At 41.6% G+C, this 13,415-nt stretch carries 14 protein-coding genes; 11 read left to right on the top strand and 3 right to left on the bottom strand.

Going from position 1 to position 13,415, the window contains the following annotated elements; all coding sequences use genetic code 11:
• Window positions 1-127 precede the first annotated feature (127 nt).
• Window positions 128-1,018 (top strand): 4-hydroxy-tetrahydrodipicolinate synthase, encoded by an 891-nt coding sequence (gene dapA / locus DWX96_RS05205; protein ID WP_117840761.1) that lies wholly within the window; start codon window positions 128-130, stop codon window positions 1,016-1,018.
• Window positions 1,019-1,037: 19 nt separating this feature from the next.
• Window positions 1,038-1,799 carry a 4-hydroxy-tetrahydrodipicolinate reductase gene (gene dapB, locus DWX96_RS05200; RefSeq protein ID WP_022242681.1) on the top strand — a complete coding sequence of 254 codons (762 nt, stop codon included), beginning with the start codon at window positions 1,038-1,040 and terminating at the stop codon, window positions 1,797-1,799.
• A gap of 96 nt (window positions 1,800-1,895) precedes the next feature.
• Here dapB and asnA read toward each other — a convergent pair whose 3' ends face one another.
• Together asnA and DWX96_RS05190 are read right to left on the bottom strand one after the other, a co-directional pair.
• The gene (gene asnA / locus DWX96_RS05195) at window positions 1,896-2,906 is read right to left on the bottom strand and encodes an aspartate--ammonia ligase (protein ID WP_022242682.1); all 1,011 of its coding nucleotides are present in this window, start codon (window positions 2,904-2,906) and stop codon (window positions 1,896-1,898) included.
• A 63-nt stretch (window positions 2,907-2,969) separates the two neighbouring features.
• Complete coding sequence (locus DWX96_RS05190; RefSeq protein ID WP_022242683.1) at window positions 2,970-3,629, bottom strand: alpha/beta fold hydrolase; 660 nt, start codon at window positions 3,627-3,629, stop codon at window positions 2,970-2,972.
• 100 nt (window positions 3,630-3,729) lie between these two features.
• On the opposite strand from DWX96_RS05190, the gene DWX96_RS05185 reads away from it, so the two are divergent.
• The 7 genes from DWX96_RS05185 to DWX96_RS05155 all read left to right on the top strand — a co-directional run bounded on the left by DWX96_RS05185 (window position 3,730) and on the right by DWX96_RS05155 (window position 11,289).
• Window positions 3,730-4,218, top strand: a complete 489-nt coding sequence (locus DWX96_RS05185) for a DNA-deoxyinosine glycosylase (protein WP_117696752.1) — start codon at window positions 3,730-3,732, stop codon at window positions 4,216-4,218.
• Between the two features lie 6 nt (window positions 4,219-4,224).
• Window positions 4,225-5,979, top strand: a complete 1,755-nt coding sequence (locus DWX96_RS05180; RefSeq protein WP_118056928.1) for a BglG family transcription antiterminator — start codon at window positions 4,225-4,227, stop codon at window positions 5,977-5,979.
• 112 nt (window positions 5,980-6,091) lie between these two features.
• Window positions 6,092-7,492: a PTS transporter subunit EIIC gene (locus DWX96_RS05175; RefSeq protein WP_158561485.1), complete on the top strand. Its 1,401-nt coding sequence runs from the start codon at window positions 6,092-6,094 to the stop codon at window positions 7,490-7,492.
• Window positions 7,492-8,343, top strand: coding sequence for an MBL fold metallo-hydrolase (locus tag DWX96_RS05170; protein WP_118056926.1), 852 nt, complete (start codon window positions 7,492-7,494; stop codon window positions 8,341-8,343). The genes DWX96_RS05175 and DWX96_RS05170 overlap by 1 nt, the downstream gene beginning before the upstream one ends.
• Window positions 8,344-8,354: 11 nt before the next feature.
• Entirely contained in the window at window positions 8,355-9,812 is a 1,458-nt protein-coding gene (locus DWX96_RS05165; protein WP_118056925.1) for a glycoside hydrolase family 1 protein, read from the top strand.
• Window positions 9,813-10,020: 208 nt separating this feature from the next.
• Window positions 10,021-10,500 (top strand): S-ribosylhomocysteine lyase, encoded by a 480-nt coding sequence (locus DWX96_RS05160; RefSeq protein ID WP_117696767.1) that lies wholly within the window; start codon window positions 10,021-10,023, stop codon window positions 10,498-10,500.
• Between the two features lie 90 nt (window positions 10,501-10,590).
• Window positions 10,591-11,289, top strand: a complete 699-nt coding sequence (locus DWX96_RS05155) for a 5'-methylthioadenosine/adenosylhomocysteine nucleosidase (protein WP_117840768.1) — start codon at window positions 10,591-10,593, stop codon at window positions 11,287-11,289.
• A 185-nt stretch (window positions 11,290-11,474) separates the two neighbouring features.
• Here the strand turns inward: DWX96_RS05155 and DWX96_RS14735 are convergent, their stop codons facing one another.
• Entirely contained in the window at window positions 11,475-12,170 is a 696-nt protein-coding gene (locus DWX96_RS14735; protein WP_118056924.1) for a lytic transglycosylase domain-containing protein, read from the bottom strand.
• A 161-nt stretch (window positions 12,171-12,331) separates the two neighbouring features.
• Here DWX96_RS14735 and DWX96_RS05145 point away from each other — a divergent pair, with 161 nt between their 5' ends.
• Window positions 12,332-13,048 (top strand): AzlC family ABC transporter permease, encoded by a 717-nt coding sequence (locus DWX96_RS05145; protein ID WP_118056923.1) that lies wholly within the window; start codon window positions 12,332-12,334, stop codon window positions 13,046-13,048.
• A complete protein-coding gene (locus tag DWX96_RS05140) occupies window positions 13,038-13,373 on the top strand; it encodes a branched-chain amino acid transporter permease (RefSeq protein WP_022242693.1) in 336 nt (111 codons plus the stop codon). The genes DWX96_RS05145 and DWX96_RS05140 overlap by 11 nt, the downstream gene beginning before the upstream one ends.
• Window positions 13,374-13,415: the final 42 nt, after the last annotated feature.

The raw sequence follows: 13,415 nt of genomic DNA, 5'->3' as shown, positions 1-13,415 counted from the left end.
CATAATAATTTAAGTGGAATATCAACCGGCTCCCTGTGAGCCGGTTTTTTTATGCTGGTAATAAAAGCAAAACAAACGATATCTTCATACAATAAATAAGATACTTATAAAGTGGAGGAAAAAGAACATGTCTATTTACAAAGGTTCCGGAGTTGCAATTGTAACCCCGATGAAAGCAAATGAAGAAGTTAACTATGACAAATTAGCAGAATTAATTGAAGAACAGATTTCTGAAGGTACAGACTGTATCGTAATTGCAGGAACAACAGGAGAGAGTTCTACCTTATCCATGGAAGAACATCACAAAGTAATCTGTGCAGCAGTAGAATTTGCAAAACACAGAGTTCCAGTAGTAGCAGGAACCGGTTCTAACTCAACGGAGACAGCAATCCAGTTGACCCAAGAAGCAGAAGAAGCAGGAGCAGACGGAGCACTTATCGTAACTCCATATTATAATAAGGCAACACAGAAAGGTTTAATCGGACATTATTCTAAGATTGCACAGGAAACAAGACTTCCGATTATTATGTATAATGTACCGGGAAGAACCGGATGTAACCTTCTGCCGGAGACAGTTGCAGAATTATTCCGCACCCAGGAAAATATTGTTGGATTAAAAGAAGCAACCGGTAACCTTGCACAGGCATCTAAGACCATGTACTTAACCGATGGAAAGCTTGATTTATATTCCGGAGAAGACGGACTGGTTGTACCACTTATGTCCATTGGCGGAATCGGAGTAATTTCCGTATGGGCAAACCTTGCTCCGGCAAAAGTGCATAATATGTGTGAAAGCTTCTTCAAAGGCGACCTTGCAACAGCAAATCAGTTACAGAGAGAAGCCCTTCCATTGATTGATGCATTATTCTGTGAAGTAAACCCGATTCCGGTAAAAGAAGCATTAAATCTTATGGGCAAGAACGTCGGACCGCTTCGTTCCCCGCTTTGCGAGATGGAGCCAGCCAATAAGGAGAGACTGATTCAGGCAATGCGTACATATGGATTAAAATTAGTATAAGAAACTGGAGATGATAGAGATGACAAAAGTAATCATGCATGGCTGTAATGGAAAAATGGGTCAGGTAATAACCGGCCTGATTGCGCAGGACGAAGATGTGAAAATTGTAGCCGGAATTGATACCTATGATGAAAAGAAAAATGATTATCCGGTATATAAGACCATCCGGGAATGCCAGATTGCAGCAGATGTTGTGATTGATTTTTCAAATGCGAAGGCAGTAGATGAACTGTTAAATTACTGTGGCGAGAAGAAGCTTCCGCTGGTACTTTGCACCACCGGTTTATCCGAAGACCAGCTGGCGAAAGTTACTGAGACCAGCAAAGAGACTGCAATTTTAAAATCTGCCAATATGTCACTTGGAATCAATACCTTAATGGATTTATTGCAGACTGCTATAAAGAAGCTTGCACCTGCAGGCTTTGATGTGGAAATCGTAGAGAAACATCATAACCAGAAGCTGGATGCGCCGAGTGGAACTGCTCTTGCATTAGCAGATGCCATGAACGAAGCTATGGACAATACCTATTCCTATAAATTAGACAGGAGCAGTGAGCGGAAGAAGAGAGATGCAAAAGAAATCGGTATTCAGGCAGTCCGTGGAGGAAGCATTGTTGGTGAACATGAAGTAATCTTCGCAGGAACTGATGAAGTGATTGAATTTAAGCATACGGCATATTCTAAGGCAATCTTTGGGAAAGGAGCTGTAGAAGCAGCAAAGTTCTTAAAGGGAAAACCTGCCGGAATGTATGATATGCATGATGTAATCCGTGCAGAGTAGAGTTGGGCACGCATATAATTACAAAATAAGAAATCCCCGGTATCATATCCGAAAAAGATATGATACCGGGGATTTAATATTTACGCATAGTTCGTTTTACAATAACTGGATACCTGCATCTGCTGCAGCCTTGCACATGTCTTCCGGCCAGAGAGAAGACTGGACTTCTCCGATATGGGCCTTACGAAGGAAGAACATACAGATACGGGACTGTCCGATTCCTCCACCGATGGTATATGGAAGTTTGCCATCAATGATTGCTTTCTGGAAAGGAAGCTTAGCACGTTCCGGGCAGCCTGCTTTATCAAGCTGTGAGAGCAGTGCAGCCTTGTCTACACGGATTCCCATGGAAGATAATTCCAGTGCAATATCAAGGACAGGATAGTATACTAAGATGTCGGCATTTAAAGACCAGTCATCGTAGTCCGGGGCACGTCCGTCATGACGCTCGCCGGATTCTAAGACATCACCAATCTGTAAGATGCAGACAGCACCCTTTGCCTTGGTTATGTAATATTCACGCTCCTTTGGAGTATTTTCAGGGAACATATCCTCTAATTCCTGAGTGGTAATGAAGAAGATATCATGCGGAAGAATCTCTTCAATATAATCGTACTGGATAGCCATATATTTTTCTGTTTTACGAAGACATTTGTATACAGTACGGACAGTATCTTTTAAAGTTTCCATGCTGCGGTCTTTCTTTGCAATGACTTTTTCCCAGTCCCACTGGTCTACGAAGATAGAGTGGATATTATCTGCGATTTCATCGCGGCGGATAGCATTCATATCGGTGTAAAGACCTTCGCCCTCTTTGAAATCATAATGCTTTAAGGCATAACGTTTCCATTTAGCAAGAGAGTGAACAACTTCTGCTTTACGCTCATTCTGTTCTTTGATGGTGAACGTAACCGGACGCTCCACACCATTTAAGTTATCATTTAATCCGGAATCAGGGTCAACGAAAAGTGGTGCTGAAACACGGGAAAGGTTTAAACGCAGGGAAAGCAGATTCTGGAAGAAATCTTTCACTGTTTTAATCGCAATCTGTGTATCATGCAGGTTAAGTTGAGACTGATAATTTTTTGGTATAATCAGATGTTCCATAATAGCTCCTTTTTCATTTTAGTCTGCAATTATTATAGCACAGCAATTCGAGTTTGCAATGGATTATTTGTTTAAAAAAGAGTACAGAAGCGGATATAATTTATCACTGTGTTCAATATAACTTCCATGACCTTCTCCCGGAACAATAACCAGAGTGGCATGCTCAATATTTTCTGCAATCTTTTTTGTAACCTTTTTCTTGATTAAATCTTTTTCGCCGGCTAAGACAAGGGTTGGAATCTTGATTTTATGTAAGTCCACCGGCTGGATATCTGGCTCATTGAGCATCATTGTGGAAAAAGGATTCGGATTCTTTTTGCATTCCCTGCGGATGCGGCGGTAGTCTCTTCCTTTGATGTCCTTTGGCGTCAGGTTTGCACCGCTGATCATAAGCTTGGAGAGCTTATCCGGGTATTTCGAAGCTAAGAGAAGTCCGACGATACCGCCGTCACTGAAGCCATAAAAGAGAGGGGCCTTTAATTCTAAGGCATCAATAAAAGCTGCCATGTCGTCTGCCATATCCATGTAATGAAGTTCTTTTGGAGAAGCAGAAAGACCGTGACCTCTGGAATCGATGGCATAAACGGTATAATGTTCGGCAAGCTCCGGAATCAGTACATCAAAAATTTCGTGGGTTTCGCCATTTCCATGCACTAGCAGGAAAGGCTGCCCTTCGCCATATTTTTCATAATAGAGAATCTGACCATTTAATTGAATATACATAATGATTATCGTCCTTTAAAATTGATTATTTTGTCATTCTATTTTATAGTAAAGGTAATTCAACTTTTTTAGTGTAGCATTTTATAAAGGAGAAAACAAGATGGAGACAGAACATGTTATGCATACTTTTGCCCCGGTATACGATAAAAAATCCAGAGTATTAATCTTAGGCACGTTCCCGTCGGTCAAGTCGAGAGAGAACCGGTTTTACTACGGCCATCCGAGAAACCGCTTCTGGAAAGTAACGGCGGCAGTATGCGGCTGTGAGGTCCCGGAGACGATAGAAGAAAAGAAGGCATTTCTTCTCGAAAATCATATTGCTATCTGGGATGTTATTGCATCCTGCGACATAGCAGGATCTTCAGACAGCAGCATAACAAATGTTGTGGCAAATGATATTGAACGGCTGTTAACGGAGGCTCCCATCGAGGCTGTTTTCCTAAATGGCGCAAAAGCCTACGAATTATTTATGAAATACTGTTCCTGTAAGGATAAGGCAGAAATCTGCAAGCTGCCGTCCACCAGTCCTGCCAATGCTGCATGGAGTCTGGAGCGGCTGATAGAAGAATGGAAGAAAATCAGGAGATAGGATGAAATGTATACAGACAGACAGTTAAAGATTATAGCGGTCTTAAAAAGTGCAGATGGCTGGATGAGTGGTTCCCTTCTGCGGGAAAATATCGGGGTGAGCAGCAGGACACTGCAGATGGATATTAAGGCAATCAATGAGAAACAGTCAGGAGAGCCTCTGATACAGTCTAATAACCGGCTGGGGTATCTTTTGAAAAATAAGATTGCATTAGAGCAGGAACAGAAAAGTTGCGGACAGGAGAACTATGTGCATTCCAAGCAGATTATTACTTTGCTGCTGTTTGAAAAGGAGTATACCAGTATTGGAACGATTTCTGAGCGATTATTCCTTTCCCGGTCATCTGTAACTTCTGACCTGCCGCAGGTAAAGCGGATTATAAGCCGCACGCCGGGGGCAGATCTTTTGGTATCCGGACAATATGGACTTAAGATTCAGGCATCGGAGAATGTAAAGAGAATCATGTGCATGAAGACCATGCAGAGCAGACAGGATTATCATATGTTGTTTTCGGAAGAAGAGATGGAGCAGTTTGCAGAAAATCAGAAAAAGTTACAGGCTGTTCTGGCAGAAGTATTTACCAGAAACCAGTTTATCGTATCGGGAGAAGCCTATCATGATTTTGCACGTTATCTTGCGGTCTGCATGATGCGAAGCCAGATGGGATTTCCAGTAACAGAAGGAGAGGACAGCATCAACCGTCCGGGCAGACTGGCAATGGAGCTGGTGGAAGAGATAGAGAAAGTCTGCGGATATCATTTTCCGGAAATGGAAATGCAGAATGTAGAGGCACGGTTAAAGGAATTGAATATGGTCTGTAAGGAGACGGACATTCAACTGGATATGCTGCAGAAATTAGAAGTATTTATCCAGCGGGTGCAGGAGGAAACCGGACTTAAATTGCAGGTGGAGCGGGACCTTTTAGAGGTTTTATCAGACCATGTGTCAAGAATGGAACTCCGGATTCAGAATGGACGTAATAATATCGGTAATCATACCAAAGAAATGGCAAAGCGGTATCCGCTGGAAATGCATCTTTTAAGAACCTGTTTAAGTCCTGTTTTAAATACAGAGATTCCGGATGCGGAAATGGGCTATCTGGTGCTTTATTTTGCATCTGCCATTGAACGTAACAGAAGAAAGCCGGATATTTTATTTATCAGTGACCAGAGTGCCAGCAGCATTTATAATGTACAGAATAAATTAAAAGGCTTCTTAGGGGAGCGAATCAGTGAGATAACAGTTATCCCGGAATATTTATTTGAACAGAGAAAAGAACGGTATTGCCGGAATTACCAGCTTCGGATTACATCGGAAAAGGAGCTGGTATTAAAGGATGCTTCCTTTACTTATCTCGACCTTTTTGCAGACAATGAGCAGATTATGCGGCTGGGGAGAAATGTTGATAAGCTTGAAAATAACTACTGGAAGGAAACGGAAGAAAAGCTCCGGAAAAAATATGGCACAAAGGACAGTCTGTATCTGATAGAAGAAGTGGCAGACTTTGATGATTTAAAGAAAAGAATCGGTTATGAATATCAGGAACAGAAGGTGTCGAAGGAGACCATCGGAAGCAGCCGTCTTTCTATGATTGACCATGAGCAGGATGGCAGAAATAAGATTTATCACATTTATCTTAAAAAGCCATTTTCTTATGGCGGTAAGCAGATTACAGAAGTTATTGCAGCACATTATGGCGGAGAAGGGGATATGATAGAATTCTTTGACTATGTAAAAGAGCTGTTAGGTGGACAGAGCTAGGCAGAGGATTTCGCTATTAGTGACGCAAAAGTATAAATTTCCTGAAACATAAAAGCACGGTATAATAAGCTTAACAAAATAAATGCGGGTCATTTATGAAAGGAGAATGTTTATGGGAAAAAATTATGAGAAGCTGGGAGATGAAATTATTACCCGGCTGGGAGGAGAACAAAATATTACCAAGCTGTTTCACTGTGCTACAAGACTTCGTTTTCAGCTTGCAGATATGTCTAAGGCAGACCTGGAAGGAATCAAGAAGCTGCCGGATGTCATGGGCGTAGTAGAAAGTGTTGGCGGTGTTCAGGTTATCATTGGAAATGATGTAGCATCCGCTTATGCTGCAATTGTAGCAAAGCATAAGATTGAAAACAGCGGTGATGGCAAGATGGTTGAAAAAGCAGATGCAGCACCGGAGAAAAATGGAATTGTATCAAAGATTCTCAATGTGCTTTCTGCCATTTTAGGACCGGCAATTCCACTGATTATGTGTAGTGGATTGATTTCAGCATTATTGATTATTTTAACCAAGTGCGGACTGAGTACAGAAGGCACAACCTATACCATCATCAGCATGGTTGGAAATGCAGCATTATATTTCCTGCCGGTATTACTGGCATATACTTCTGCCAAGAAATTCGGCTGTGATATTATGACCAGTGTTTTCCTTGGTGCAATTATGATTAGTCCGACATTGATTGGATTAACAGAGCAGGGAAGCTTTGTATCACTTTTCGGACTGCCGGTGAAAACAGTAAATTACAGTTCTACCGTAATTCCGATTATTTTAACCATCTGGATCTTCAGCTATGTAGAGAAGCTGGTAGTTAAAATTGTTCCAGCAGCAGTTAAATTTGTATTTAAACCGTTACTGTCTGTTATTATCATGATTCCAGTTATGTTATGTATTACCGGACCAATCGGAAGCTATTGTGGAGACCTTTTATGCAAAGCACTGACCGCAATCAATAATGTAGCACCTTGGTCTTCTGTATTAATTGTTGGCTGTCTTGCACCACTTTTAGTATTAACCGGAATGCATCTTGCATTGATTCCGCTTGTAATGTCCATGTTTGCAACAGCTGGATATGATAATATGTTATTCGTTGCATTTATCGGAATGAACTTCTCACAGTTCGGTGTAGCATTAGCTTGTATGTTAAAAACTAAAAATAAAAACCTTCGTACACTGGCATCTTCCTGTGCAATTACAGCATTCCTGGCAGGAGTTACAGAGCCTACCCTTTATGGAATCTGTGTACGAATGAAGAAACCTTTGATTGCTACCTGGATTGCATGTATCGTAAACGCAATCTTCTGCGCAATCTTCAGCGTAAGAGTATACAGCTTCGGCGCTCCATCCTTCTTTACAATGCCGATTTTCTTAAATCCAGATGGAACGATGAGTAACTTCTATTTTGCAATTGTTGCAGCAGCAATTACCATTGTAGTAAGCTTTGTATCAACCTGGGTATTAGGATTTGATGACAGCATTTATGGAGAGGAAGCAGCTTAATGGAAAAAAGTCTGAATGTAGTGGAAAAATTATCGGATCAGCTTTATGTGATTACGGAGACAGAGAGTGTGCATTGTTATCTTGTTATAGGAAGTGATAAGGCAATGCTCTTTGACATCGGCTATGGCTATGAAAATATTATGCCACTGGTTCGTACAATTACAGATTTGCCGGTTATGCTTGTGTTAAGCCACGGTGACCCGGATCATGGATTAGGAACAAAATGGTTTGATGAAGTCTGGATACATCCTTTGGACTGGGGAAAGCTTCTGTGGAATGATACGACAGAAATGCGGAAAAAGGCAATGGATTACCGGACCAACAAGATGCCATGGACGAAAGAACTGATACCGGAAGATTTCACAGAATGGAGAATCAGCAGTCAGACGAAACCACATTTTCTCTGTCATGGAGACAGGATTTCACTGGGAGATATTGAATTTACGGTATTACATACGCCGGGACATAGCTATGGACATATTATGCTGCTGGAAGAGGAGAAAAAATGGCTCTTTTCCGGAGACCAGATATCTGCACACAACATCTGGCATTTTCAGGGAAATGATGTGCAGGCTCCCTTCCGGAGTACACTTCACAGCTTGAAGGAGCTGGCATTAAAAGTAACAGAGGATTATAAAATTTATCCGGCACATGACATTATTCCGATTCAGAAAAATTATCTGACAGATTTGATAGACTGTTTCGAATGGGAACTGCAGGAGAATTATAAAAAGGATGCACCATTCCATTCTTTTGCAGGAGACGGCTATCAGCATTTTTATCAGACCGTAAATCTCATATATTCTGATGAGCGGCTGGGTGAATTCCTCGGAAGGAAAATAGAGCGATAGGGGGAGTGTAAGTGGAATTTAAAGAAAATTTCTTATGGGGCGTAGCCACTGCTGCGAACCAGTGCGAAGGAGGATATTTAGAAGGAGGAAAGGGACTTACCATACAGGACTATATAAAAGGTGGCGGAATCGGAAAACCACGGATGTTTCGCAGTACCATGGAAGAAGGAGCATTCTATCCGAGCCATGATGCGGTAGACCATTATCATCATTATGAGGAAGATATCCGCCTTTTGGCGGAGATGGGCTGCAAATGTTATCGCATGAGTATCAGTTGGGCAAGAATTTTTCCAACCGGATGCGAAGAGGAGCCAAATCAGGAAGGACTTTCCTTTTATAAGAATATTTTTACTCTGTGCAAATCCTTTGGCATAGAGCCGGTGGTGACCTTAAGCCACTTTGAAATGCCGTGGTATCTGGTAAAAGAAAAGGGCGGTTTTGCAAACCGGGAAGTAATTGATGATTTTGTTCGTTATGCCTGTTGTGTAATGAATTATTTTAAAGAAGAGGTACATTACTGGCTTTTATTTAACGAGATTAACTTTGGCGTAATGCCAATGGGTGCTTATAAGTCGCTGGGGCTGATTGATGGGAAATATCTCGGCGGGGAAGCATTTATTTCCCTTAAATCCATGACCGTAGACGAAAAAGTAAGATTCCAGGCATTACATCACCAGTTTGTTGCCGGAGCGAAAACGGTGATAGAAGCAAGGAAAATCAGTCCGGAAATAAAAGTGGGCTGTATGGTTGGGCACATTACGCAGTATCCGCTGACCTGCCGGCCGGAAGATATGTTAGAGTGCCAGCACAAAGACCGGCTATTAAATAAATTTGCCGGAGATGTAGCCGTGTTCGGCAGTTATCCGTCCTATATGAACCGTTATTTTAAAGAACATCAAATTACGCTTCAGAAGGAGCCGGAGGATGATGCAATATTAAAAGCCGGCTGCGTGGACTTCTACACCTTCAGTTATTACATGACAAACTGCGCTACGATAGATGTCGCAGCAGAGCAGACCGATGGAAATCTTTTGGAGGGAGCCAGGAATCCGTATCTGACCGCCAGTGAATGGGGCTGGCAGATAGACCCGAAGGGACTGCGTTATACACTAAATGAGCTGTGGGACCGATATCATCTTCCGATGATGGTAGTGGAAAATGGATTTGGGGCACCGGATGAAGTCGATGCAGATGGAAGCATCCACGATGATTACCGTATTTCCTATCTCAATGACCATATCGCAGCAATGGGCGAGGCAATCAAGGACGGTGTAGACCTGTTCGGCTATACCATCTGGTCAGCCATGGATCTTGTCAGTGCCGGAACCGGCGAAATGAAGAAGCGTTACGGACTCATTTATGTGGACAGACATGATGATGGCAGCGGAGATTTTAAGCGAATCCCAAAAGACAGCTATTACTGGTATGCAAAGTGCATTCAGGAAAACGGAAAAAATATTACCGCATAAAGGATTGTGGAGATAAAAAGTAAGATGCGTACAGCGGGTATTGGGTATGCATCTTACTTTTTTACGCTGCAACGCATCCGTAAGAAGCTGCCGGTGGCAGGTTCTGCAGGTGAGTAGCGAGAAATCTGGGGGGACTGTTAGAAAATTTGACACAATAGAAAATGCATGATAAATTTACTCTGAAAAAAGAGAAAGAAGGAAGAAGCACATGGAGAAAATCGCAAGCTTTACAATTGACCATATTAAACTGCAGCCGGGTGTCTATGTATCAAGAAAGGATGCAGTAGGAGACAGTACAGTAACAACCTTTGATTTAAGAATGACATCACCAAATGATGAACCGGTTATGAATACCGCAGAGGTGCATACCATAGAACATCTTGGTGCAACCTTTTTAAGAAATGACGCAGAGTATGCCAGAAAGACCGTGTATTTTGGACCAATGGGCTGCCGGACCGGCTTTTATTTATTGCTGGCGGGAGACTATACATCCAAAGATATCGTGCCACTGATGATTCGCATGTTTGAATTCATCCGTGACTTTAAAGGTGAGGTACCGGGCGCAAGTCCAAAAGACTGCGGCAACTATCTTGATATGAACCTTGGTATGGCAAACTATCTGGCAGACCGTTATTTAAATAATGTGCTCTATCATATTGATGATGCACACCTGAATTATCCGGCGTAGAGGATACTTGGAAAATTTGCTTTAAAGCAGATATGAAAAATGTATTGCGTAATGCATAAGTAGGAAATTAGCAGAAAGAGGAAAGAAAACATGAGTAAAATCGGAATTATCGGTGCTATGGAATTAGAAGTAGCAACATTAAAGAAAAATATGGATACAGACCAGATTACAAAGAAAGCCGGCATGGAATTTCATGAGGGTAATTTAAAAGGAATGCCGGTAGTAGTGGTACAGTGCGGTGTAGGAAAAGTAAATGCAGCAATGTGCGTGCAGATTCTTGCAGATTTATATGATGTAACACATATTATCAATACCGGTGTAGCAGGCTCTTTGAATTCTGTATTAGATATCGGAGATATTTTAGTATCTAAGGATGCTATTCAACATGACATGGATGTGACACCATTAGGCTATGCAAAAGGACAGATTCCGGGATTAGAGCAGCTTGCTTTTGTGGCAGATGAAAAGTTGTGTAAGACTGCTGTAGAGGTATGTAAAAAAGTAAATCCGGATATTCATGTAACAGAAGGCCGCGTAGTAAGTGGAGACCAGTTTATTTCTAGCAAAGAGATAAAGGATGCATTAATTGCAGAATTTCATCCGGACTGTACGGAGATGGAGGGAGCCTCCATCGCGCAGGCAGCAACTTTAAATAACATCCCATATGTAGTCATTCGTGCAATTTCAGATAAAGCAGATGGCTCTGCACAGGAGGATTATCCAACTTTTGAAAAGAAAGCAGCAGAGCATTGTGCAAAGTTAGTACAGGAAATGATGAAGGAGCTGTAAGAATCTTTGAATTGGGTAAAAAACCGCAGAAATGCCAGCCTTTTACCCTGACGAGAGTCAGCGAAGCCAGAATTCCCAGCTCCTCCAGGAATCCGCAAAAAAAAAACAACCCGGATATTTGTAATGCCCCTAAAACTATGCTTTTAGGAAGCAACAAATATCCGGGTTGCATTTTTGCAGTCATCTTACATAAATTTCATAAACATATTCAAAAACCGTAAATAGTCATCATAATTAAAGAAGCGGTCAAGAATATCCTGCAGGGCATTCTGCTCAAGGGAATCCCACTGGTCAACAGAAAGGGAATTATCTATAGCACCTGCATTGTAGGCAGCATTGCTGTTTGCACTTGCAGCAACGGATGTTCCGTCCGGAAGAGTGACACCCTCCTGCATATAGCCGGTGATTTTGGCTACATAATTCTGGGTTTCTTTAAATGGAGGAATTCCACCGTATTTTGCTACGTTGCCGCTGCCTGCATTGTAGGCGGCAAGAGCAAGGGAGGTATCTCCGTTGTATTTATTTAAAAGCTCGCTGATATATTTGGCACCTGCCATAATATTCTGTTCCGGGTCATAAGGGTCGGTACAGCCAAAATAAGAAGCAGTGGAAGGCATTAGCTGCATGATGCCCATGGCTCCTGATTTGGAAGTGGCATTTGCCTGAAAATTGGATTCCTGCTTTGCCATGGCGGTCAGAAGAGAAACAGAGACACCATAGGTATCGGCGGCTTTTTGAAAGATAGATGCAAGGGAATTGTTGCCTGCATTATTTAAATAGGATTCAAAATTATTTACACCGTTTACAGAGGTTGTGGAAGCAGCGGTACTTCCAAGCGCAGCGGTAATCGGATCAATCTGCATGGATAGAACTCCTTTCATAATCTGAAATTCTTCTTTCTCATTAAGATGCGAATTCCAGGCTGTGTATTAAAATTACAATTTATTCTAGTATAGCATAAAAAACTTGTTTTTTGAAGTCTCATATTGTAGAGTTATTGTGTTTGATGTAGAAAGGGCGAATTAGAAAGAAGGATTACAGAATGAAACAAAATGGCTATGTCAAAGCAGTGAAAGCAGCATTTCCGTATACGATACCGGTATTGACAGGTTATCTTTTTATAGGAATTGCATTTGGCGTGATGTATCAGGAAAAAGGCTACAATTTTCTTTGGGCAATCCTGATGAGTATCTTGGTGTACGCCGGAAGCGGACAGTATCTGGCGGTTAATTTCTTTGCACCGGGAGTCAGTTTCCTGCAGATTATATTCTTAGAATTTATGGTAAATATCCGGCATGTCTTTTATGGACTGTCTTTAATAGAAAAATTCCGTGATATGGGAAAAAAGAAATTATATATGATTTTTTCCCTGACAGATGAGACCTATTCCTTATTCTTTATTACAAAAGTGCCGGAGGGCGTGGATGAGCACAAATTCCTATTCTCCATAGCATTGTTAGACCAGCTTTACTGGATTACTGGCTCGGCTATCGGAGCCATTGCCGGAACGCTGATTCCGTTTGACACAACGGGTATTGATTTTGCCATGACAGCATTGTTTGTCGTAATTTTTGTGGAGCAGTGGCTGACCAGCAGGAATCATTTGCCGGCGCTGACCGGAATTGCAGCATCTCTTATCTGCCTGCTTATCTTTGGTAGTGATAATTTCATTCTGCCATCCATGATTTGTATTATGATAATTCTGTTATCCGGTCGTAAGGTGATGGAAGAAAAGGAGGTAGCGGAAAATGCCGATTAGTGTGGAACGGTCATTATTAATTATTGTGGTTTGTGGATTGGTTGTATTTACAACAAGGGCAATTCCGTTTGTATTATTCAGCGGGAAAAAAGAAATCCCGGAAATCGTAAAATATCTTGGAAAAGTGCTGCCGCCTGCAGTTGTGGGAATGCTTGTTATTTATTGCTTAAAGGCAGTAAATGTAGTGAAGTTTCCATTTGGTCTGCCAGAATTTATTGCAGTTTTCGTAGTTATCGTTTTACATGTGTGGAAAAGAAATAATTTACTGAGCATCGGTGTGGGAACCGTGCTTTATATGGTGTTGATACAGACAGTATTTGCGTGATGTTAAAGAAATCTTAAAGACTTGGTGCCTTGGTTCTTAAAG

This window comes from Roseburia sp. AF22-2LB (assembly GCF_003461125.1).
Taxonomy (GTDB): domain Bacteria; phylum Bacillota; class Clostridia; order Lachnospirales; family Lachnospiraceae; genus Roseburia_C; species Roseburia_C amylophila.
The sequence above is the reverse complement of the archived record's forward strand: the minus strand, read 5'-3'. Positions and strand labels throughout refer to the sequence as shown.

What these genes read in the sequence shown, in the direction of transcription:
- DWX96_RS05145 (WP_118056923.1), top strand. Translation starts at nt 12,332, where the DNA reads ATGAAACAAAATGGCTATGTCAAAGCAGTGAAAGCAGCATTTCCGTAT.
- DWX96_RS05185 (WP_117696752.1), top strand. Translation starts at nt 3,730, where the DNA reads ATGGAGACAGAACATGTTATGCATACTTTTGCCCCGGTATACGATAAA.
- dapB (WP_022242681.1), top strand. Translation starts at nt 1,038, where the DNA reads ATGACAAAAGTAATCATGCATGGCTGTAATGGAAAAATGGGTCAGGTA.
- DWX96_RS14735 (WP_118056924.1), bottom strand. Translation starts at nt 12,170, where the DNA reads ATGAAAGGAGTTCTATCCATGCAGATTGATCCGATTACCGCTGCGCTT.
- DWX96_RS05160 (WP_117696767.1), top strand. Translation starts at nt 10,021, where the DNA reads ATGGAGAAAATCGCAAGCTTTACAATTGACCATATTAAACTGCAGCCG.
- DWX96_RS05170 (WP_118056926.1), top strand. Translation starts at nt 7,492, where the DNA reads ATGGAAAAAAGTCTGAATGTAGTGGAAAAATTATCGGATCAGCTTTAT.
- DWX96_RS05155 (WP_117840768.1), top strand. Translation starts at nt 10,591, where the DNA reads ATGAGTAAAATCGGAATTATCGGTGCTATGGAATTAGAAGTAGCAACA.
- asnA (WP_022242682.1), bottom strand. Translation starts at nt 2,906, where the DNA reads ATGGAACATCTGATTATACCAAAAAATTATCAGTCTCAACTTAACCTG.
- DWX96_RS05175 (WP_158561485.1), top strand. Translation starts at nt 6,092, where the DNA reads ATGGGAAAAAATTATGAGAAGCTGGGAGATGAAATTATTACCCGGCTG.
- DWX96_RS05190 (WP_022242683.1), bottom strand. Translation starts at nt 3,629, where the DNA reads ATGTATATTCAATTAAATGGTCAGATTCTCTATTATGAAAAATATGGC.
- dapA (WP_117840761.1), top strand. Translation starts at nt 128, where the DNA reads ATGTCTATTTACAAAGGTTCCGGAGTTGCAATTGTAACCCCGATGAAA.
- DWX96_RS05140 (WP_022242693.1), top strand. Translation starts at nt 13,038, where the DNA reads ATGCCGATTAGTGTGGAACGGTCATTATTAATTATTGTGGTTTGTGGA.
- DWX96_RS05180 (WP_118056928.1), top strand. Translation starts at nt 4,225, where the DNA reads ATGTATACAGACAGACAGTTAAAGATTATAGCGGTCTTAAAAAGTGCA.